This is a genomic window from Paenibacillus endophyticus, from assembly GCF_014192395.1.
Lineage (GTDB): Bacteria > Bacillota > Bacilli > Paenibacillales > Paenibacillaceae > Pristimantibacillus > Pristimantibacillus endophyticus.
In genome coordinates this window covers 466,028-489,709 of sequence record NZ_JACHXW010000001.1, presented here as the reverse complement: position 1 = coordinate 489,709, position 23,682 = coordinate 466,028, and the positions used below count along the sequence as shown (strand labels likewise).

The 23,682-nt window shown below is 52.9% G+C and carries 13 protein-coding genes and 2 pseudogenes; 2 read left to right on the top strand and 13 right to left on the bottom strand.

Annotated elements, in window-relative coordinates:
• The first annotated feature begins 176 nt into the window (after nt 1-176).
• Complete coding sequence (locus FHS16_RS02080) at nt 177-3,773, top strand: S-layer homology domain-containing protein (protein WP_183558165.1); 3,597 nt, start codon at nt 177-179, stop codon at nt 3,771-3,773.
• 648 nt (nt 3,774-4,421) lie between these two features.
• Here the strand turns inward: FHS16_RS02080 and FHS16_RS02075 are convergent.
• Nucleotides 4,422-5,012: a TetR/AcrR family transcriptional regulator gene (locus FHS16_RS02075; protein WP_183558162.1), complete on the bottom strand. Its 591-nt coding sequence runs from the start codon at nt 5,010-5,012 to the stop codon at nt 4,422-4,424.
• Between the two features lie 149 nt (nt 5,013-5,161).
• Between FHS16_RS02075 and FHS16_RS02070 the strand changes: the two genes are divergently transcribed.
• Nucleotides 5,162-6,106: a ketopantoate reductase family protein gene (locus FHS16_RS02070; protein WP_183558159.1), complete on the top strand. Its 945-nt coding sequence runs from the start codon at nt 5,162-5,164 to the stop codon at nt 6,104-6,106.
• 574 nt (nt 6,107-6,680) lie between these two features.
• Here FHS16_RS02070 and sigK read toward each other — a convergent pair.
• The 12 genes and pseudogenes from sigK to FHS16_RS02005 all read right to left on the bottom strand — a co-directional run.
• Nucleotides 6,681-7,208: an RNA polymerase sporulation sigma factor SigK gene (gene sigK, locus FHS16_RS02065; protein ID WP_183558156.1), complete on the bottom strand. Its 528-nt coding sequence runs from the start codon at nt 7,206-7,208 to the stop codon at nt 6,681-6,683.
• A 66-nt stretch (nt 7,209-7,274) separates the two neighbouring features.
• Nucleotides 7,275-8,059, bottom strand: a pseudogene (locus tag FHS16_RS02060) (IS30 family transposase); the annotation flags it as partial.
• A 242-nt stretch (nt 8,060-8,301) separates the two neighbouring features.
• Entirely contained in the window at nt 8,302-9,384 is a 1,083-nt protein-coding gene (locus FHS16_RS02055) for a Gfo/Idh/MocA family protein (RefSeq protein ID WP_183558153.1), read from the bottom strand.
• 5 nt (nt 9,385-9,389) lie between these two features.
• Entirely contained in the window at nt 9,390-10,706 is a 1,317-nt protein-coding gene (locus FHS16_RS02050) for a carbohydrate ABC transporter permease (RefSeq protein WP_183558150.1), read from the bottom strand.
• 5 nt (nt 10,707-10,711) lie between these two features.
• On the bottom strand, nt 10,712-11,584 hold the full coding sequence (locus FHS16_RS02045; RefSeq protein ID WP_183558147.1) for a carbohydrate ABC transporter permease: 873 nt from the start codon (nt 11,582-11,584) through the stop codon (nt 10,712-10,714).
• Nucleotides 11,585-11,647: 63 nt separating this feature from the next.
• Entirely contained in the window at nt 11,648-13,066 is a 1,419-nt protein-coding gene (locus FHS16_RS02040; RefSeq protein ID WP_183558144.1) for an extracellular solute-binding protein, read from the bottom strand.
• Between the two features lie 94 nt (nt 13,067-13,160).
• Nucleotides 13,161-14,774, bottom strand: coding sequence for a response regulator (locus FHS16_RS02035; protein ID WP_183558141.1), 1,614 nt, complete (start codon nt 14,772-14,774; stop codon nt 13,161-13,163).
• Complete coding sequence (locus FHS16_RS02030) at nt 14,755-16,596, bottom strand: sensor histidine kinase (RefSeq protein ID WP_183558138.1); 1,842 nt, start codon at nt 16,594-16,596, stop codon at nt 14,755-14,757. The genes FHS16_RS02035 and FHS16_RS02030 overlap by 20 nt, the downstream gene beginning before the upstream one ends.
• Before the next feature lie 116 nt (nt 16,597-16,712).
• Nucleotides 16,713-17,515 (bottom strand): annotated as a pseudogene (locus tag FHS16_RS31560) (SDR family NAD(P)-dependent oxidoreductase).
• Nucleotides 17,516-17,540: 25 nt separating this feature from the next.
• Nucleotides 17,541-18,659 (bottom strand): galactonate dehydratase, encoded by a 1,119-nt coding sequence (gene dgoD / locus FHS16_RS02015; protein WP_183558133.1) that lies wholly within the window; start codon nt 18,657-18,659, stop codon nt 17,541-17,543.
• 174 nt (nt 18,660-18,833) lie between these two features.
• Entirely contained in the window at nt 18,834-22,067 is a 3,234-nt protein-coding gene (locus tag FHS16_RS02010) for a carbohydrate-binding protein (protein ID WP_183558130.1), read from the bottom strand.
• 34 nt (nt 22,068-22,101) lie between these two features.
• A partial coding sequence (locus FHS16_RS02005) for a carbohydrate-binding protein (protein ID WP_183558128.1) occupies nt 22,102-23,682 on the bottom strand: 1,581 nt, incomplete at its 5' end.

Here is a 23,682-nt window from a genome sequence, read left to right as displayed (position 1 = left end):
GAATCACTGATAAGTCAACAAAGGGTAATTGAAGTAAAAACATGCACATTGTGATAATAGACGCTTCCCTCTAGAATGAAAGCGTAAACATATACCGTTTGCGTGTCAAGTGTCTGAATACGATGCGGGTAAGCCGTAGGCGCACCGGATCGAAAATTAAGGAGGGTTATCATTATATGTCAAAACGATTTAGCAGAATGCTCGCGTTCCTCTGTTGCTTGGTAATGGTGGCGTCGCTAATGCCTGCCAGCTTTGCCGCCGCCACTGACAACATCGAGAACGCAATGGTTAATGAAACGCCGACTGCCATTTTCGGAACTCCCGAACTCGGGTCAGGCGACCCACTGTGGGCCCTGACAATGGAGCATCTCATCAACAAAAGTACTGTGCCCGGCGACTCCAAACCCCATGCCACTGGCACAGCCAGGATCCTTTGGGACTCCGACTACCTGTATGCCCGCGTGGTTGTGCAGGACAGCAATCTATATCAGGGAGCCGGCGGAGATCACCAGTACGATAGCCTGGAGTTTTATGTAGGCACCGGAACCGGAGGCGCAAACCAATGGCGTGTCAGCGCGACGGGCGTGTTTTCAGGGCAGTCCGCTCCGGGCAGAGCTGCTTGGACTCAGATCACGGAAACAGGATATATCGTGGAGATGAGAATACCGAAAAGAACCTTGACCCTGAAGGAAGGCGATTTTACCTTTGATGTTTATATCAATAACTCGTCGCAAACGGGTGGTGACCGCTATGAAGTCGTTTCCAGTTTCGGAGATCCGGACAAGGCTTATAGCAGCGCTGCTTCATATACAAACAGCCTGAAGCTCATTTCAGCCAATGAAGTGGACACCAGATTCTCAATCACCGCCACGGCGGGATCGGGCGGCCGAATAACGCCGAACGCAACAGGCGATGTTCTGAGAATAGCTAGCGACTCAAACAAAGAATTTACGATTACCCCCGATTACGGCAAAATTGTGGATACCGTAACGGTAGACGGCGAGGCCGCGACTCTATCCGATGGCACTTATACCTTTTTAAATGTTAACGCTGACCATACTATTCACGTGACATTCAAAAATGATTCGGCCGCGGAGCTGCTTCCCTTTATCGTATGGAATGACAACTTCGCCAGTGGCGAGTACACGGCGGCTGTAATCATTGACTTGGGCGAAGGAAAGGCGGCGGTGAGCTCCGAGCTTAATCCGGGCTTGTTTACCGTGTCGGCAAGGAACACGACCCTGAACGGCGCCTCGGTGACCTTTGCAGGGACGCGCAAGATCACAAGGGTATATGCCAATGATGAACCAAAGGTGCTCGGCTATCTTGGGACGGTAAGCAATTCACCGGATTATCAAGCCGGACTGGAAAGCGGTCGTTACATCGTAGTTGAGTTTGAGTTTTATTCAGCTGGCGGAGGCACTATAACGCTGGATGGCAGCATGAACTCGACAAAGCAGGTTTACAGCATCGTCCAAAACGGCGCGGTCGTACTGACAGAAGGGAGTCCGCTTAGCTACGTGGTTTTTGAACAGGAAAAAGTTGTGAATCCGATCCTTGACAAGTTTACAACACCAACGGGCAATTCGGTCAATCGCGGGCTCTACCTTCACCAGGATGACAACGGTGAAGTATTGCAAGGATTGCCGCTGTATGTCTATACCCATGGCATGGGACGCGGCGGCACAAGCGCTACGACAGACCAAAAAGCGGCCATGAAATCCGCCAACGGCGCAGTCGCTCTGATGAAGAAAATGGAAGAAGATCCCGGCAAATACGCCAGCCATATTTTGAATATTTCCTATAATGGCACGTCTACTCCCTCCACAGCCAATGTTAAGACGGTTATAGACGACCTGGTTGCCAGCGGCGCAGTAGACCCTAACCGTATTTACGCGGCGGGCTTCTCATGGGGCGGCCAGTATACGAACAGCTTAGTTAACGCCTATCCCGGCTTCTTCGCGGCCGCCGCACCTATGTCTCCGGTAAGCGGCTCACCGAACGCGAACGCCAACAACGTTCACAACGACCTGGCCTATTGGATGTTTATAAATGAACATAACGTTGGAGGATACCAGACTAACCTTACTACCTTCATTAACACCAATATGCCGAAAATGATCAACGCGAGGGCCTCGCGCTTTGAGAGCAATGAGCCTCTTACGTGGCCCTACAATCAATTTGATCAGCCGAATTGGAGGCCGAATCCGGCCAACACACCTGTCCTGGGTGATCAAGTAGCGCATGAAGTTGAAGCGGCGGTTCTTTACAACCAGATAACTATGGGGACTTGGAGCATAGCTCCCACGGCGCAGTCCTCTAACTTGTCGGCTTGGGACAATGATTACACAGACGTCTTTGATTGGATGTTCGTGCAGAGAAAAATGAACGTTCCTGGTGCTCCTGGCGACTTCCGGGCTACGGCGGGCGATGGACAGGTCACATTGAGTTGGACTTCTCCTGACGATCCTGACGACGGTCGCAGCGCGATATTGGACTACAAGGTCTGGTATGGCGACGTGACGCCGATCACACTGGATGCAGCGACGACCGAATATACCTTCACGGGCCTGAAAAACGGCCAAGACTACGCCTTTAAGGTCATCACGGTAAGCGCGAAGGGCGACAGCGCGGAGATGAGTGCAACGGCGACGCCGACAACGACTCCCATTGTGCCCAATCCTTCTGACGGCAATACGGGCAATACGGGCAACACCGGCAATACGGGCACCGGGACAGACGCTGGATCGTCGAAGCCGACCTACACAGTGAACACACCGAAGGATAAGCCCGCGGTCACGGACAAAAACGGCAACACCACCCTGCCCGGCGGCGGCGAGATTGCGACCAAGGGCGGGACGAAGATTGAGGTACCCGAAGGCACAACGATAGACTCAAACGGTAAGGTGACTATTCCGGCGAACAAGAGCGCCGAAGTGACAATACCCGGCGGCAACAGCAAAGTGACCATTCCGGGCGGCTCGACGATAGCGGGCGACGGTACGGTCACAGTGGGCGGCGGAGACGCGCATGTGAACCTGCCGAACGGCAACCAGGTGGATATCCACGGCGGCTCGAAGATACAGAGCGGCGGCGCGGTTGTGGTAGGACCGGGCGGCGCGAGTGTCGGCTTAGACAACGGCATGTCGCTGAACATCCATGAGGGTACGGAGCTTCTGTTCGATGACGACACTCCGCTGGGCTTCCTCGTGACGTCGGGCAATCCTTTCAGGGATGTCAACATGAACGACTGGTTCTATAGCTACGTAAATTTAGCCTACACATACGATCTTTTCAACGGCACGTCATCCACGACGTTCTCACCGGGCACCTCAATGACGCGTGCGATGTTTGTACAGGTACTGGCCAATCTTGAGAACGCAAACCGCTCCGGCTACACGAGTTCCCGCTTTAGCGACGTGACGGACGGGCAGTGGTACACGGCGGCAGTCGAGTGGGCGGCCGAAAGTGGCATAATCAACGGTATAAACGCAGACCTGTTCGACCCCAATTCACCGATGACGCGCGAGCAGATGCTGATGATACTGTACAACTACATGAAGTACAAGGGCTATGAGATACCTGAAAGCCAATCTACGTCCTTCGCGGACGAGAGTGATATCAGCTCATGGTCGTTGGAGGCCGTTCAGGCGCTGCGGGGAATCGGCATTGTATTAGGCAAGCCGGACAACCTCTTTGACCCCAAAGCTACCGGCACCCGCGCCGAAGTAGCTGCTATCTTTACAAGGTTCGTCGAATATCTGGCTAAGTAAAAGCGTAAACAGAAAAATGCGGACCCTTCCGGCTGGACAATATCCAGCCGGAAGGGTCTTCTTCTATTTTACAAAGAAAATCTCCGGTCTGATGCTGCTAAACACACAACAGGTTATTAGCACACACCACTTGTACTTGATCAAGGTTGGAAATCGACTCTTTACAAACACTAACATTTCGCAATATAAAGCATATATCTTCAACTTCGAAAGACTGATCCGCTCTTGTTTTGTCGCTGCTTAACTCAAGCTTCATATTGCTTGTTTTATCATCCGTTACAATACTGGCGGTTACACCCCATCTGACCTCAGTGAGGCAAATTTGCTCGATCGTATAAACTCACGATGGGCTTCCTGAATCGAATTCGTACGCATCAACAGCTCCTCGGAACCACTCTGCTTCAGTTCCCCGGCAATCTGTATCAGCTTAAACGTGTTGTAAAAGTTCGCATCCGCTTTGCTACGACTATGCCGCAATGCGTCCTCATACGCTTGGCGTTCCATCGAGAGGCTCATTGCTTGATCATATATGTGTTCAGTAAAAATCAAGGCCGTATTGCCCTGTATATCAAAAATGCGCCAATGATACCCGCCCAATGGCAGAATGAGCCGATATAAAAGTCCCTCATTCTATTTCTCCTCGTCCCCTTACTTTTTATTCGAATCAGAGCGCCGCGGATTGACCGTGCCAAAGATATGATACGGTGTTATCCCATTTGCAAATAGGCTATCTACCAACTTGACCAATTCTTCCGACGATAGATCTTTGCTGTTGCGTATCCAAAGGCGAAACATAGATATTAATGTTGATATGTAAAACTCAATGATGTATGGCGCTAAGACATCATTTGTTGGAAAGTCCACAATCAATCGCTCAAAGGGAATTTCTCTTTTCAGGCGTTCAACAAAATGAACAGAACCATAGTCGCCCAAGAGGGCTTTAAGAACTGAAATTTCCTCTGCATTTTCCAAGCATTGAAGTGCATCTTGGAAAGTATGTGTAGAAAACTCTCTGCCTGCCATTTCCTCGTTAATGGATTTCAAGACATGCTCTTCAACGCAGTCCAACAACTCATAGATATCCGTAAAGTATTGATAAAAAGTACTGCGATTATATCCTGATTGGTTAGCAATCTCTTGAATGGATATTTTTTCAATTGGTTTTTGGCTATATAAATCACAGAATACATTTATAAATGTTTGCCTTGTTTTGTCCGTAATTTCAGGTTGCTTATTCATTATTTGCCTCCATTTTTCTGTTCAATCGATTATACGACAGAAATTAAAAATCTGATGGTTGATGACCATATAGTGAATCTATACAATAACATTATACAACACGTTGTTTGGTCATTAACAATGATTAATATATATTTTTAGGAGGCAATATGAGAATTTTATTCTTCGGTAGAGGTGTAATATCGACCCAATATGCTTGGGCTTTTGAAAAGGCAGGGCATACAGTTGAGTTTTACGTTAGAAAAGGGAGAAAAGAAACCTTCGGAAGCAACATAGAGCTTGAAATGTGGGACGCACGAAGAGGGAAACAGCTAATAAAAGAAAACTGGAACGTCAAACTGCATGAGGAGATGAGCCCAAATTATGATCTCATTATTGTGAGTGTCAACACGGAACAACTTCCAAAAGCAGCACAATTACTATCGACTGCTGCTGGAAACACCCCTGTCCTAATATTCAATAACGTCTGGCAAGATTTGAAATCATCGATCTCACCATTGTCTATGAACAATGTTGTCTTTGGGTTTCCAGGAGGAGGAGGCGGCATCGCGGACAATAGGCTTAGAGGTGGCTTTTTGAAAATGCTATTTCTGGAAAAACCACGGGAAGGCACTGAACATATTAACAACAAGGTCAAAGAACTATTTGAAAGTGCCCATTTTAAAATTAGTTGGAAAAAGGATATGCAAAACTGGCTATGGAATCACTTTGCCATGAATGCGGCTATAGAGACCGAGGTGTTAAAACTGGGAAGTTTTCCAGCACTCATGAATCATAGTGACTCGTTCGCAAATCTTGGTAAGAATATGAGGGGAATTATCCCTGTACTTAAAGCAAGAGGAGCAAAGATTGATACGATTTCTCTACTGTTAACTAAGATTCCACCAGCACTACTCGGTACGCTTTTTAACAAGGTTATTTTTGCAAAGGGCAGCTTACCACGACTTTTCATCGAATACAACAATAGTAAAGCAGGTTTTGCGGTACTTGAAGTTGTGAGAGAAGCAAAAAAGTTAGGTATACCTTTACCACGTCTTACTGTGGCAATTGAAAACAATGAACAAGACAAAGCTATTGAAAATTCCAAATCATAAAATTTTGCAGGATTCTCTGTCATCATGCGAATCATTTTGGCCTTAGATTCTATTTTGTTCCAAGCCTTTTCTTCATTGAGCTTAGCTTTTGATTATCGTGGTATGCACCGCCCTTATCACAGCATTTTCTATTCCTACTCTATTTAGTCCTATAGACCTTATTCAATTAATCTGTTCATCTGATCTCGTACCCCAACACCATACACCTGATAAACTGTAAACTTGATATTGTTCGGACGAACATCAACTCTACTAATGATTATATAAATCTATTCTCCATTCGACGACGGAAGCCTCATCAAATGCCCTGCACTGAATTAATTACTTTGGTTATAACAAATATAGCCCGAACTTTAGAAGCTTCGGGCAAAGTAGCTATTTATTAAAGCAGGTAAATGTGGCTTCTTAACAATACTCCCTAACCAACAACACACAGCACTCCACATGTGTCAAGTATGTAAACAGTAAAAAACCAAACGACATCTCTGCCATTTGGTTTCATTTATTGAAAAAACATTTGATTTCACTACTACAAACCATAGTACCAAATGTTCTATCAGAGCTCAGATATTTCTTATCGCTTCGCCTTATAAAACTCATGATACAACTTCATGAGCGCCCTCTTCTCAATCCGCGACACGTAGCTGCGACTAATGCCCAATTCCTTCGCTATCTCCCGCTGCGTCCGCTCATCCCCGCCATGCTCGAGCCCAAAGCGGCCAATGACAACTTCTTTCTCTCGATCGAGTATATCCAAATTCTTATATATCTTGCTCTTCTCAATCTTCAGCTGTACCTTATCCACGATATCATCGGCCTCCGTGCCGAGTATATCGATCAACGTAATCTCATTGCCTTCCTTATCCGTGCCGATCGGGTCATGCAAAGAAACGTCCTTCCGGGTTTTCTTAAGCGACCGCAGATGCATAAGTATTTCGTTCTCAATACAGCGAGCCGCGAACGTCGCGAGCTTCGTGCCTTTGCCGGTCTGAAAACTCTCTATCGCTTTAATCAATCCAATCGTGCCGATGGAGATTAGATCCTCTAAATCCTCCCCGGTATTGTCGAATTTTTTGACTATGAGTACACAACCTGATGTCATTATTTCATGACGACCTCATCGCTACCAGTGATGAAAAGCTAATCCGTTTTTTCTTATGACGAATTGTCAAGCTAAGTGCGACACCTCTTCCATGAAGGCTTCGTGAGCCGACTTCCATCCGTGACATTTACGGGAGCGATTGTTAATCAAACGAATGACATCCGCGAGTTGGCTATCGGTAACGGAAGCGAAGTCATGCCATTTGGGGAAGAATTCCCGAAGGAGACCATTGGCGTTATCGTTGGAACCTCTCTGCCAAGAGGAATAGGAAACAGCAAAGTAGACTTTCACGTTGTGCACAGCTTCTAGGCGCGCATAGCAGGCAAACTCTTTGCCACGATCAGTTGTTGCGGTTTGACAGGTGCCAAGTGGGTATTGGCTGGGCACGATACCAAAGGCAATCTCCATCGAGTGAGCCGTACGGTCAGGCATCTTCAGTGCAACGTACAGTCGCGTTTTTCGTTCGATGAAGGTAGGCGCGCAAGCCTTGCTTTTGCCTCGGCTGGAAACGACGGTATCTAGCTCCCAATGACCGAACGTCGTACCCTTATGCACTTCTTTCGATCGCTTGCTGATTGGCGTACCGACGAGGAAACGACCGCATGTTTCCATTGGCTTTTGGCGCTTGCCCCTCCTATGTCGCAGTACGTTGATTCCCGCTGTGAGGCGCCTCTTGATAGCCATCTGTAGATCGTCTTGAAATGAACCAAAGGCTTTCCATCCATACAACGCTTCTCGGCGATCTGCTCAGGAGACCGGGTTTCCTGCAGCTTCAACTGGAGTTCTTCGGCGAGTGCCTTCGTATATTTGCCGACAGGCACGCTAGAAGATCTTCGCTCATAGGATGCTTCGTTGTGGCGACTTCCATTTTACACGAATCCTTTCATGGGCATCTTTGTTTTTAGCTGTCGCACTTCATATTACAATCCGTCAAATAATAAAACCACAGGAATGCCCATTATAAAAGCATTCTTGTGGTTTCACTTCCAAACATGAGATAAAAATATATAACGAGTTGAAATCAACCAAAATATTACGAAATCCCTTGTCGCTACGCTGTTTTTCAACTTCCATTGTTATCCTTTTCGAAGACTTATAGCCCTTCCGCCCGAGCCATCGCTTCGACCAGGATCCGGAACAGCCTCAGATCGTCCTCGAAATCCTCCGGCGTCGTCTTCACCGTGCCGCCATGCGCGACGGCGTCGTAAAACTGCTGGAGCTCCACCGTATACGGGTCCGTGTAGGTCGGCCGTAGAACGGTTTCCTTGTAGGCATCACCCTCCGTCTCCGTTACGGTAACCGTGATCGGCAGATGGCGTATGTAAGGGGTATCGTAATTGATACTCACCGATTTCTCCTCACCAAATACTTCAATGGAGGCGTCAAAGCGTCCCTGTCGGTCGACGCCCGTCTCGTATAGAACATGGAAGCCGTCGTATTGGAAAATCGCGCTCATGAACTGGCCACCGTTCCAGCGGGCTGCCGCAAGAATGCCGGAAGGCATGCCGAGCAACTCCCTCATCGCCGAGAGATCATGGCTGCTTAACCCTCCCATGAAGCGATACGTATGGTAGAATGGCTCGGCAAGCTTCCCGAGCGCCTGCTCCACCTGAGTGCGTCCCCTCCTTTGCCGATCCTCGTCGAGCGCCCTCGGCATATCCGAAAATCGCAGCACATTCGAGCTTTGCCCGGTGAAATAGCTGTTCGGTCCGATAATATCCCGGACGCGGGCGTAATTAATCCGCCCCAGACTGCGAATTTCCCTGGCCGCTTGCGCGAACGCGGGCGCATAACGCCTCATATAGCCGACCATCACCTGCACACCGCTCTCGTTTCTCGTCGCAATGACCCGCTCCGCGTCCCCGATGTTCAGGCACATGGGCTTCTCTACGAATACATGCTTGCCCCGCTTGGCCGCGGCCACGATGCAATCCGCGTGGTACTCGTCGCTGTTCAGCACGAATACCGCTTCGACCTCCGGATCGGCGATCAGCTCCTCCGCATCCGAATACCTGCGCGTCACCCGGTACCGTTCCCCGATCGCCGCGACCAGACCGGGCGATACGTCGCACACCGCAACAAGCTCGAACCTCTCCTCCATGTTCTGGAGAATGGGCAGATGAATCACTTGGGCCACCTCGCCGAGCCCGATCATGCCAACCTTGATTTTCCTCATGTCCGTCATCCTTTCACCCCGGAGAAGGCAACGCCTTTCTCGATATATTTCTGCGACGTAATAAACACGATAAATAGCGGTACCATAGACAGCAGCGAGCTTGCCATCACCATGTTCTGCTGGACGCTGCTCTTGTTCTGAAGATCGTTGAGCGCCACCGTGAACGTCCAAAATTGCGGATTGTTGTTCACGACGAGTGGCCACAGGAACTCGTTCCACACCGGGATGAACGTCATGACGGCGACGACGGTGAATACGGGATAGGAGAGCGGCACGACGATCTGCGAGAATATTCGGAAATCCGACGCACCGTCCACTCTCGCCGCTTGCATGAGCTCTCCCGGGAGCTGGTCGAAAAAGCCTTTGAACAAGAAGATGACGATTCCCCAGGCCGAGTGCGGCAGAATGATAGCGTACAGCGTGTTAACGAGTCCCAGATCCTTCATTAACAAATATTGCGGGAGCAGCAGGGAAATGCCCGGAATCATGATCGTGGCTAGGAAAAACATGACCCAAATGAATTGCCATTTCTTGCTCTTAATGAGGAACGAGATAGCGTAACCCGCAATGCCACCAAGCACCAATTGTATGGTAACGGTAGCCAACGTAACGATCGTGCTATTCAGGAAATATTGGAAAAACCCGAGTGTTCCCGATGCGTCTTGCGCGATTTTGTTTAAGGCAAGGTAGCTGTCAAACATGCGGATCCATGAGAAACGCTCCTCGATGCCCGTCACCTTGCCCTCGACCAGCGGGGTGGACGAATAAAACGATTGGAACTTGCTGGAGATCGCGGCGTCCGATACGAAGAGTCCGTCTGACGCCTGTTCTCCCCCGTCCTCTCCGAACCATTCGAAATCAGACAACTTCTGTTCCCGGATGAACGGAAGCTTCAGATTCATCTGCGTTTCGTTGAACAGGGTTGAAGGCACGATCAAGGGCTGGCCGACATGGAACGACGACGAAATGGTACGGGCTCTATAGATGATCTGCCCATCCCGTACGCCCGTTACCTTCACTTCCCCGATGTTCTCGCGGAGATTTTTCATCCACGGGTACCAGGTCGCTTTCATCGCTTCTTTCTCGTAGAATAGGGCATCCCGCTCCTCCACGCCGGAATAGTCCAGCGTTACCTGCACCGACTGCGGAATGCTCGGCGTCCATTTGGGCGGATAGGCCAGAATGTCGGTTTCCGTTTTCAAGGAAGACACGAGCATCCAGAGTACAGGAATGATAGCCGAGACGACGAAGAAGATCGTAACGACATACGCCGTAATGATCAAAGACCGGTGGCCTTTCTCCACGATGCGGTTCGGTTTCATGGCAATCAATCCTTTACCGAAGAAATTTTGTTCTGAATGATCGTCAAGAGGGCGATGACAAGGAACATAAAGGCCGACATCGCTGCGGATACGCCGAATCGAGACTGTTGAAACGCGGTATTGACGATCAACATGGAGACAACCGTCGTGCTCCCCGCCGGTCCTCCCTGCGTCATGACGTAGATGTTGTCGTACGCCAGCAGGACGCCCGACATGAAGGTGACGAATTGGATGATGATGATGAATTTGATATTCGGCAGCAGCATCGTCCACATGCGCTTCCACGGACCGGCGCCATCCACCTTGGCAGCCTCCAAAATTTCCGTCGGAACGGAGCGGATTGCGGAATAGTAGAGCAGAAGCGAGATGCCGGAGCCCGCGAACAGGCTCGGCAGAACAATCGCCAGCTTCGTGATATCGAGATCGTTCAACCAGAGATAAGGTCCCAATCCGACGAATGATAACCAGTAATTGAGCAAACCGAAATCCGGATTGTACATCCACTTCCAGATGAGCACACCCGCCACCATAGGCATGATGGTCGGCAACTGGTACAGAAACCGGAACAAGGCGTTTCCTTTGCGGATTTCGCTGAGCAGCAGCGCCTGGATAACGGGCACCCAGAACGTCAGGACGAGATAAAGGACGAAGAAGACGAACGTATTTGAGACCGCTTCCCAGAAGGTGGCCGACGTAAGGATACCCGTATAATTGGTTAAGCCCGCGAACTTGCCGGGCGGATTGACGATGCTATAGTCGAATAGGCTGATATAGATCATGTGCAGCAGCGGGTAATATTTGAATAGCAGGAAACAGACAACGGAAGGAAACAGGAAGAGAATAAGCATCCAAGGGATCGAAAACCGTTTTATCGTCATAAGGCATTCCGCTCCTAGAAGAAGAGCGGGACTCCAACCCTAGAGAAGGAATCCCGGCATCCGTTATTTTTGGATCTCGCTATTGTAAGGATCGATGACTTCCTTCTGCGCCAGCTCCTGCGCCGCTTGCAGTATGGCTGCCGGCTCGGCCTTCTCGTCCAGCAGGACGGTCTGGATCGGCTTCACGATATAAGGGCTGAGTCTCGATTTCAGGAAATATTCCAGATGCGGCTCCTTTGCGGCATTCCGGACGCCTTCCACGAGATCGGTCGGCATTCCCTCCACGAACTGCGACATGTCGATATCCGTACGCACGGTGAGCAGGTTAGGGAAGATGCCGTTATCCTTGTTGAACTGCAGGCCTTCCTCCATGACCTCCTTGGACGAGAAGTACATGGCGTACGTAAACGCCGCTTCCTGCTTCTCCACCGAGGCCTTTGGATTAATGATCCAGTAGTTGCCGCCGACCTGGGCCGGGGAAGTGCCCGAAGGACCTGCCGGGAGCGGCGCAAAACCGATGTTCGCTATATCCATGCCCTTCGTGACCATCGTTCCGAACCAGTCGGAGGCAGCTACGGTCGACGCCGACCGTCCGGTATAGAAGTCCTTCTGGTTATCGTCCAAGCTTTGCACGACGTTCTTCTGCGTGGCTTTGTATTTCCATTTTAGATCCTTGTAATATTGCAGAGCTTGAACGGTCGCGTCGGAGGTGAACGTCAGCTTGGCCGTGCCGTCCGCCTGCTTCTCCGTCAAGTCGCCGCCCGCCTGCCAAACGTAATATTCGAAGAACCAATCCGCCCAGTCCATGCCGAGAATCGCGTAGCCGTATTGGTTCTTGGCCGGATCGGTCAGCTTCTGCGCCGCTTCGCCGAACGAATTCCAATCCTTAAGCGCAACGGCCGGATCCAGACCCGCATCCGCGAACATCTGCTTGTTGTACATGAGCGCCGTGACGTACATCGAGCTCGGCACGCCGTAGATTTTGCCGTCCGCCGTACCCGCGTCGAGCGAGGACGGAAGGAAGTTGCCTTTGTCCGGATGGCCGTTCCACAATTCCGTAATGTCCGCCGCGATGCCCTCGGCAATGTATGTCTCCATGTCCGGGTAAGCAGTGAAGTACGCGTCGGGCTGTTCGCCGCCGGCGACGGCCGTCATGAACTGCTCGCGCTCCTTCTCCTTCGTCTGCTCCATGTGGTTAACCTTGATATGCGGATACTTAGATTCGAAATCAGCGAACTGCTTTTCCCGCAGCGCCTTGTTGGCATCGTCCGCGTGCGGTTTGTCCCAGACGACGATCTCCACCGTCTCCGGCGCTTCCGACGCTTGCTCGGTCGGCTCGCCGGACGGGCTGTTAGAAGGCTCGGAAGATGCGTTCCCTCCTGTGCCGTTCCCCCCGTTATTCCCGGAACATGCGGTCATTACTACGAGTACTGCGGTTACCAAAGCCATTAAAGATGTTGTTTGCCAGCTTCTCTTCACCATGGGTTCCTCCTCGGCCTAATGTCTTCTCTTCCTCATTATAGGGCCGCTTCGGCTCCGCTTTAACGGAATATCTTAAGGTCTATCCATGAATATCTTAAGCTCTTGCAGGCTTCTCCCGGTACTGCTTGGGCGTCTCGCCGTACATCTTGCGGAACACGCTGCTGAAGTAAGCCGCATCCTCGAAGCCCACACGCACGGCGATCTGATGAATCTTCAGCTCGCTGTCGCGAAGAAGGAGAGCGGCCTGCTTCATGCGAATGGCCGTCAAGTAATCGATAAAGCTGATCCCGTACTTCTCCTTGAACCGCTTTGAGAAATAATTCGGGTGGATAAAAAATTTCTCCGATATGGATTGGAGGGAAATCGGCTCGCCGTACCCCGAATCGATATAGGCTTTGACAGCTTCCATGATGTCTTTGCCCGCCGCCGAATCCGTGCGCGACTGATGTCCGATAATGTTGTCGGTCATCCGCTTCATCTGAACGACGACATCCCGCCAATCCGTCAGCAGCCCGAGCCACTGCTGCAGATCATCCATCTCGCCAATCACCCATTCCGTGGAGTGTGGGACGGAGAGCAGGTACTTGTGGAGCAGGAGGTAAAGATCGACGCAGAACCACTCTAGCTGCACGTAGACTGAATCGGGATCCTGCGCGATGGAGCCGATTCTCCGCTCCGTCCATCGATGGATTTTGTCCGCTTCCCAGCTCTTCAGCGACTCGAACAGCATTCTCTCGTCTTCTTCGCTGATGATGGACTTGCGGTTTGGATGACCGGGGGCCGGACGGTTCTTGTCGTAAATCCGGTTGCTCCCGTGCAGAATCGCATTTCGGGACAACTGGCGGGCTTCACGGTAGCAAGCCGGAATCGACTGGAGCTTCGATACGTAAGCGCCAACGCCGATCGTGATACCGAGCCGCAAATATTTGTTCATGCCATAAACGATTTCTTCTAGGGCGACCGTCACTCGGGAACGCTCTTCCGCGCTCCGCAAGCCCGCAATGAATACAAACTCGTTCCGATCCAACGCGTGATGGACGAGCAAGCCGGCGATGCTCGCCGATTCGAACCGCTCCATCATAATGTTCTTCATGGCATAGAAAAGAAGCTCCTGCTCCCCGGCTTCGAATGAAAAATGGGGCAGGGTAAACGGCTTGACTTGCAGCACGACAGCTGCAAGTAGCCCGCTCCTTTGCTCCAGCTTCCTAAGCTCCTCGTGATCGAGGGCAGACTCTCCATGCTGAAGGAAGCGGGTTAGCTCCTGCCTGAGGCTGAGCTCGCGGCTAGATTCCTCCAGCGATTGAAGCTGTTCCATGGCGGATGCCTTCAGCCCATCCTTCTCGACCCGCTCCATGATTTCGGATAACGACTCGTGCAGCTGGTCGTCCTCCAGCGGCTTAAGCAAATAATGCTTGACCCCGTAACGCATCGCCTGCTTGGCGTAGTCGAAGTCATCATATCCGCTGACTACGATGAATTCGGTTTCGGGCCATATCTCCTTCACTTCCCGGATAAACGCGAGACCGTTCATTCCCGGCATTTGAATATCGGTAATGACAACCTGGGGCCGGACGGAACGGACAAGCTCAAGTCCAGCAATTCCGTCGGAGGCTTCGCCGACGATCGTTACAGGAAGACCGGTTCGCTTCATCTTGTGCACGATTCCCTGTCGAATGATTGGCTCGTCGTCAATGATGATGGTCCGCATGAACATCCCCCTCTCCGGGCAATTGTCGATGAATCGTAACCGTGAACGTCGTGCCGCGTTCCTCGCTGCTCATGAAGCGAAGTCCGCATGCGTCCCCGTACAACATTCGGATGCGGGACTGCACGTTCAGAAGCCCAATGGAAGATTCCTCCAGATAAAGCTCCCCGCTCCTCACATGGGAGGACAGACGCTTGCTCAGCCACGCCTGTTTCACCTGCATAATCGGGCACCCGTTATTCCATACACTGACTTCAACGCGGCCGTTATCGGCGGCAGTCGCTTCTATCCGGACAACACCGCCTTCCACGCTTGGTCCGATGCCGTGCAGAATACTGTTCTCGACGAGCGGCTGGAACAGCAGCTTCGGAATCGGAACATCCTCGAGTCCTGGCTCCAGGTAAATGGAATAATCCAGCCTGGCATCGAACCGGATTTTTTGAATCGATAAGTATAACCGGATTTGGGTCATCTCCGCTTCCAAGGTGGAAACCGGCTGGCCGCTGATATTGTGGCGGAACATCTTCGCGAGCGAGCGGCTGATCATGGACACGCGGCCGTCGCCGTCCATGGTCGACAGGCTGTCGATTATACCCAGCGTATTGTAGAGGAAATGGGGATTGATCTGGGATTGAAGCGCCTTAATTTCCGCATTCTTCTTCACAAGCTCCGTCTCGTATACTTTCACGATCAGCCGGTCGATCTCCCTCGCCATCCTGTTGAACGAAGTACTCAAATAGCCGATCTCGTCTTTGCTTCTCACGGGCAGGTTAATGGCGTAGTTGCCGACCTCGATCGATTTCATCCCTTTGCTCAGCTCTTTCAAAGGAGTCATCGTTCTGGAGGAGAGAAAGCTGGCGAGCAGCATCGCCACGAGGAGAATCGACGCTCCGATGACGACAGTCCGCTTAGTGAAATCATTTACGGGCTGCATTAATTTATGGGTCGGATACCTCGACATGAGTAGCCAGTCCGTTCCCGTCAGCTTCTGATACACCGCAAGCGAGGAGCCGGCTCCCTTGCCGGAATTGAAATGCCCGTTCGCCCCGCCACTTCTTATCCGGACCAGCTCCTCCGGACTTAGCGCGACGCTCTCGCTGGCTTCCGCGGCCGAGCCATACACGACGCTTCCGTCCTCGCTTCGAACGATGGAGGTTAAGCTGTTGCCGTTGCCTTCCACATCCTTCAGCCATTGCCGCAGCGACACAGGTGACATCTCGTAAATCATAACGCCGATCGTTGGTCCGGGGGAGGACAACGAAATATTGCGTATCGCCTGGACGAAGGCTAACGTAAGTCCGGCATCCACATTCCGGTTGTCGATGCTCGTAGCCACCCAGGCGCCCTTCCCGTTCTGCTCCAGACCGATGTCGATCAACCGATCGCGCTCGCCGGGCACGGTATCCAGAAAGGAGGTGCCCACCCGGGTGCTGAAGCCATCCAGCTGAATCACAGTAACGGAAGTCATAATCGGGTTGTCGTTAATGAATTGGATAAATTTATTCTGATAATAACTGAGCGCGTCGGGGTCCTGTCCCATCGTAAGGACGAATCGCTGAAATTCCGCATCGCCAAAATAGTTCCAGGCGAATGCTTTGGTATTGCCCATATAGGAGTTAAGCGTCGCAGAGGATTGCTGGGTCAGCCGCATCATGCTATCGACGGACTGCGATCTCAAATCTCCCGCCGTACGAAAGTAAAAGTCGGTCATTAGAACGGTAACGGTCAAAACGATGATAAAAAAGAAGGAAAGCAAAATTCTCCGGTACATCGTGCTCCGAAAATAACGAAACGGCGCCAGCAGCATCCATGTTACCGCTTTCATAACTAGTTCTCCTTTCGTTGTTTCCAACGCTACCTGCATCTCCCATTGTAGCACAGCGCCTCGCAGCGTAAATACAAATCACCTTACGCTTCGGGCCGTAAGGTGATTCGCGGGAGCTATGGATTCCAATGCAAATGCAGGGACTCTCCACCGTCGACCGTCAGAGCCGTACCGGTAATGAAAGCCGCGCGATCGCTTGCCAGGAAGGCGACGGCTTCGCCGATCTCGGAAGCTTCGGCAATCCGGCCAAGCGGAATGTTGCTCCACATTCCCCGCTCCTTCTCCGCCCGTTCCTCCGGCGCGGCCCTCGCGAGCCGCTCGTCATCCTGCCGAATTCGAGTCTTGCCGGGCAGCACCGTATTAATCCGGACTCCGTATGGAGCGGCTTCAAGCGCGAGAGCTCGCGACATCGCGATCATGCCGCCTTTGACAGCCGCGTAGACCGAGGCGCCTGGCAGCGTCTGCAGCGCATGAATGGAAGCAATGTTAACGATCGCCCGCTGTTTCGGCTTTTCATGTACGGAAGAACCTCACGGATGCCGAAGAAATGTCCTCTCAGATCCGTTGCCATGACGCGGTCCCAGTCCTCGACGGCCACTTGTTCGATTCTGCGGTAGAAATGAGTTCCGACGTTATTGACCAGAATGTCAATCCGGTTCCAATGGCGAAGCGTATTGCCCATTAACCGCTCGATATCGCGCGGGTTCGATACGTCCGTCGGCTGGAACAAGACGCGATTGCCGGCGTTGGCGCCCCGCTCCTCATGGACGCTCATTTCCAGCTCCTCCGCGGCTTGCCTGCCCAGCTCTTCATTCCAATCCGCGATTACGACGCGGCAGCCCTCCCGAAGCAGCACTTCAGCTATTCCTCTTCCGATGCCGCCCGCGGCGCCGGTAATTATCGCAACCCGATCCTGCATGAAGTCCCTCCCCTTCTCCGGTGCTCTACCAGTCCGCTACCGAACCGTCATCCTCGTGGAACCATCTCGGAGTATCCCAATCCCCTGCGTACAGCTTATCCTTCAGCGCATCTTCGTCGACCTCGATCCCGAGTCCCGGTCCAGTGGGGATCTCCAGGTAGCCGTCCGTGACGACGAACGGCTGCTTCAAATACCCTTCTCCGAGCGACGCATGCTCCTGCGCGAGGAAGTTCGGCACGTTCGCGGACAGCTGGACACTAGCCGCCAGGTTGATTGGACCTAGCGGATTATGCGGCGCGAAGCCCGCGAAATAGACCTCCGCCATCGCGGCGATCTTCTTCCCCTCCATAATGCCGCCGCAATGCGCAAGGTCCGGCTGCAAGATCGCCGCCGCCTGCTTCTCCAGCACATTGCGGAACGCCCACTTCGTGAACAGCCTCTCGCCCGTCGCGATCGGGAGCGTCGTGGAGCGGGCAATCGTCGCCATCGTGTCGACGTTCTCCGGCAGGCAAGGCTCCTCGATAAACGCGGGCTGGAACCGCTCCAGCTCCTTGATCAGCCTGACGGCAAGAGCAGGGCTGATCCGTCCGTGAAAATCGATGCCGAGATCGCAGTCGTTGCCGATTGCGTCCCGGATTGCTTCAATTCGCTCCACCTGCTTCGAGATCCAGGCTGGCGTCTCCATGACATGGGCCATCGCTTCGATGCCGGTCTTCATCATAGTGAAACCCATCTCGCGCCAGCGCTTGGCATTAGCGTACGTCTCCTCCGCATAGCTTCCGCCCACGCCCTTGTACATTCTAATCCGATTGCGCACGGCTCCGCCCAGGAGCTGATAGACGGGAACATTCAATGATTTGCCCAAAATGTCCCACATCGCTTGCTCGAGACCGCTGATCGCGCTCGTCAGAATCGGTCCCCCGCGATAGAACGTCCCGCGGTACATCGCTTGCCACAGATGCTCGATCCGTCTCGGGTCTTGGCCGATGAGATGGGGCTCGAGCTCCTTCACCGCCATCTCGACTGTGCGCGACCTGCCCTCCACCACCGCTTCTCCCCAGCCGGCAATCCCCTCGTCGGTGGACAGCTTCAGGAAGCTGAACCTCGGCCGAACATGGAACATTTCGATCTTCGATATTCTCATGCGTACAGTCTCCTTTCCGCTCATGCCTCGTTATAGCTTTATTGTACTGCGCTCCGCCAGTACCCCCTATGAAATATTCAATCGATTTCCACGAAAATCTTAAGCTTTTTACTAGACGCTTCAAAAGAAACCGCCCCATCCCGTTTAGACGGATAGGGCGGTTGGATAAACCAATTATTGGGTTACTTTTACCGTTATCACCGCGCTGGAGGTACTGCCCGCATCATTCACCAGCTCTCCGCGATATTGATAGGCCCCCCTGCTTCGGCCCTTGACGGCAACCGTGGCGGTCTGCGCGTTCGGTGTGCCAACCTCGAGCTGTTCGGAATGAATGAGAACGCCGTTCTCGTAGAGATTAAACGTGGTTCCGTTCGTCCCCCACCACATATTCATGCGGATGTCGTAGCTGCCGTCTCCATCCCAGTTGTTGCTGGACAACACGGGCATCCCCGGATTCGCCTGGGTTACCTTCACGACAAGCTCCTTGCTGACCGTTGTTCCGAACACATTCGAAAGCTCCGCCCGGTAGTGGTACTCGCCGTTCCGCTTACCTTCGATAGCCGTTGCCGTGGTCTGCGCTTTCGGCGAATCGTCCATCAGCCTTTGAATATCGATCAGCACGCCGTTCTCGTACAGCTTGTAGACCGTTCCGTTGTTGCCGTACCACATATTCATGCTTACCGTGTAGCTTCCGTCCAACAATCCGTGATCATGTCCGTTGTTATGGGAGATGACGAGGGTGCCGGGAACACCGGTCGCTTTGGGCGCATCGATGACTGGGCTTCCGGCGAGCAGGACGTTGTTATATACCTTCGTATCCGCCCAATACGGCAGATTTTTGTCGACCCAGCTCATGTAGTTGTCGCGTTTGCCGTCGCCGTTCGCGTCGTCGTTGGCGCTTGCGTTGAATCCGATCGTCTTCCCTTCCCCCGGAATCAACGCCGTGTAAGGAACGGCGAGTTCCACGATGTAACCGCCTGGCACCATGCGCACTTCGCTCTGAACGGAGGACAAATTAAGCCCCGTCGCAGTGGATTTGACGTTCGCGATATCCACTCTCGCCTGGTAGTCGCCTACGCCCCTAGCGCCGTTCTTGGCGTTCAGCTCGTCGACCCACACCTCCACGGAATCATTATGCTCGTTGGCACCTATCGCGAACGGCGCGGCGTCCGTCATTTGGAACAAATAATAAAGCGCCGTCTCGTCCCAGATGATTCTTGCGATGCCGGTCGTGCCCTGGACCGTCGTATCCATCTGCAGCGCCGTCGAGTACGCCCACACATCGTCAACGCCGCCGTCTATCACCGGCGTGCCCTTCACAGCGACATATTCGCTGCCTTCTCCTCCTCCTCCGGGCGTTCCGTTCAGCATGTCGCTGACGACGTCGGCACCCGCTGCCAAATTGGAGAACGGATGCTTGCCGGAGCCGGTCACCGTATTCCCCGAAATGGTATAAGAACCTATTACGGTGCTTACCAAGCTAATGCCATAGCCCTGCGGATTCGTAATGACATTTTTCTGAATGACGGCGTTCGCCTCCGCCGAGCCTACGATCAGAATGCCGCTATCCGTCGCGCCGAAGATGAAGTTCTGCTCGATCAGCGCGTTGTCGATGCTCGGATTCTTGTATGTCGCCTGCAGCCGGATGCCTCCCTTCTCCGGAATCGAGCCGTTCAAGCTGTCCTTGTAAATCGCGTTTCCGATTACATGCAGGCCATTCACGGTGTACGTCTTGTAGCTTCCTTCGGAAGCGATAAATACGCCTGCCCCGCCTGTCAGAGAGATCTTGTTGTTCTCGACTGCGATGTTCTCGCCGCCGGATACGGTAATGCCCCGGGCATGCCCGCCCGCGACGTCGTTATGGCGGATGGTAACGTTCCGTACCCAGGAGCCGAATTTCTCATAGGACACTACGGCGATCTGATCGTCTCCCGTGTCCCGACTCACATTGTTTTCGATGAGAATGTCATCGGAGAGCCCCGTAATATGAATGCCGTCCGCCAGCGTATTGCGTACCGTGTTGCCGCTGATGATGCCGTGGCTGCCGAAGCTGATGATGCCCGCCGACGTCGCGCCGTCGATGACAGTGTTCTTCACAGAGAAGTTCAAGGCGTTCGGATCGACGAATACTCTGGCTGACACGTCCGTCGACAGGCGGTCCGTCGTCGTAATCGTCGTGAGTTGGACATGGCTGACATCCGATCCGTCTCCCGTTAGTCTCAAGCATTGCTCCAGGGCGTTGATGCTCTTCAAGACCGAGCCATGACCGGAGCCCGTCAGATCCGCTCCATCTAGAACGAGGCAAGCGCTATATAGGAACGTGCCCTCCGGCACGTACACGATACGGCCCTCCGATCGGGCGGAATCGATGCACGCCTGAATCGCTGCCGTGTCGTCCGTGTTGTCATCGGCCGTTGCACCACATTCCGCGATCGACAGCGCGTTCGCTGGCGCCGGCACCGTCGTGTCGGCCGGTTCGGCAAGCTTGAAGGCCATCGCGTCCAGGTTGAAGCCGCCTTCCGCCGTCACGAGCTGCAGCGATTGGCTGCCTGCCGGAAGCGTCATGATCGCGGAGACGGTCTGCCAAGCATCCCAACCACCTGTATTCGGTACCTGCACGTCGGCCAGCACATTGCCCCAGGCATTCTCGAGCTGGAATCGCTTGCCGCTGTTCGGGCTGGCGACCTTGAACTCCACCTCGTACACGCCTGCTCCGGCAGCCTCCACATAGGTGTATTCCATCCAGTCACCGGCATCTAGAGCTCCCACATATTTCCCGGCCCCCACATGCGCTGAGTCTTTGACCTCGGCTCCGCTGCCGAAGTGGAAGGCCTCCACTTCTACTGCGCCAGGGATCTGGAAGAACGGTCCATCCGTCGGATTAGGCTCAGGCTCCGGTTCAATAACCGAGTCGGACACAAATTCGAAGGACAGCCAGTTAAAATTAAAACCGGCGTTCACCACGTAAACCCTCAGCGTCTGCTCACCCGCGGAGAGACTAAGCTTTGTCTCGATATTCTGGTACGCACCCCAATCGCCCGTATTCGGAATGTTGATTGCCGCGAGCGTCTGGTTTGCCGCGTTTCTAAGCTGGATTTTGGAGGTGCCTTCCAGCGGACTTGCGAGACGCAGAGTAGCGGCATAGACGCCCGCCTTCTCCACGTTCACCGTATAGTCCATCCAATCGCCGGCGTCCGTCCATCCAATGTACGAGCTACCACCGGAGTCGTCGGTGACATCCAGCTGAATGCCGCTCATGTCGGCGAAGTCCTCCGCCTCGATCATGCCGGGAATGGGATGCGCCGCAGCCGAATCGGCGGCTGCCATCCCTCCGGCTACGTTCAGCCATAAACTCGAAAACAACGTAAGGCAGAAGAAAAGGTATACCATTTTGCCTGGTCGAATCATCTCGTTTATTCCTCCTCCGAAGGTCCTTTGTCTGCTAGAATCCGGTATTATTGTTTAAGTGAATCGTTCCCTTCTGAATATTCGTCGCGGAGCCTCCCGACCCCGATACCGTGTTGTAGTTGAAGTACACGTCGCCGATCGTTCCGCCTCCCCATACGCCAATGCCGGAATTAACCGCGTTAATGATCAAGTTGTTGTTGAACGTGATTTCGTCGAGATTGCCTTGCGAGCAGTAGACCAGCACGTTCGGATGGCCGCTTGCCGCGTAAGTGCCCGTATGGTCGATCGTGTTGCCGGTCAACGTAATCCGGTCCACGTTCGCCGTATTCCACTCGGCCTCGACGGAAATGTAGATGCCGGCGTATCTCGTGTTGTTGATCTCATTATCCTCGATCGTGACGTCCGCTCCGCCGACTACTGAAATGCCGCGGGCTTCCGAGTCGTAGCCTACGTCGTTGCCAATAATCGTAATATTATGGACTCTCGGTCCGTCAGGCGTGTAGCTGACGACGGCGATGCAGTCATCTCCGACACTCGTAACATAGTTGTTCTCCACGGTAATATAGGAGCTTCCGTGCGTCATATGAATGCCGTCGGCATTCGTGTCTTCCACGGTATTGTTGCTGATCGTGCCGTTCGAGCCGTTGCGGATGAAGATGCCGGCGGTGCTCGCTTTGTATACCCAGACGTTGTCGATCGTGAAATTAGCTGTGTCGTAGAGCGTAATGCTGTTCTTCTCGTTCGCCCCGTTTCCTCTAGGCACGACCGTCGCGTACGTATGCTTCAGGCTCCTCAGCTCGACGCCGTCGCCTCTCAGGTCGATCGAACCCCGCTCCGGATTGGTGGAGGTTAACGTCGTTAACGTCTTGCCCGCGCCGCGTACCGTTATGCCGTCGAACGTGATGATATCGCTCAGAATAAAGTTGCCCGAGGGAATTGAGAGCTCCCGGTCAAACAGCTTAGCCCTTGCCGAACACAGGTTGAATGCCGCTAAATCATCGGTTTGATCATTGGCGGTTGCGCCGCAAGCGGTCACGGAGATTGGGCCTGGAGGCGGCGGAGTCAGATAGACAAAATCGAGCCAATCGATATTCCAGCCTTGCGTCAAACTGTGTATGCGGAGCGACTGGTTGCCGACCGGCAACGAGACAGTCGCGGATACCGTTGTCCAGTTCTCCCATCCGCCCGTATTGTTGAACGTAATGGCCGCAAGTGCAGTTCCGGAGGCATTACGCAGCTCAAATTGTCTGTCGGAGCTAGGTGCCGCGACGCGGAAGACAACCTGATAATACCCCGCCGTTTGCACGTGCAACGAGTAGTTCATGCCGTTCCCCGGCAGCGTGTTGCCGACATAGACATCTCCTGTCCCCGAAGTAAACTGCGCAACTCCATTGCTGGAGGCATAGCTCTCGGCTTGAACCTTTCCGGGCACCGTCTGGTACCCGCCAGGTGTTGGTGTTGGCGTTGGCGTTGGTGTTGGTGTTGGTGTTGGTGTTGGTGTTGGTGTTGGTGTTGGTGTTGGTGTTGGTGTTGGTGTTGGTGTTGGTGTTGGTGTTGGTGTTGGTGTTGGTGTTGGTGTTGGTGTTGGTGTTGGTGTTGGTGTTGGTGTTGGTGT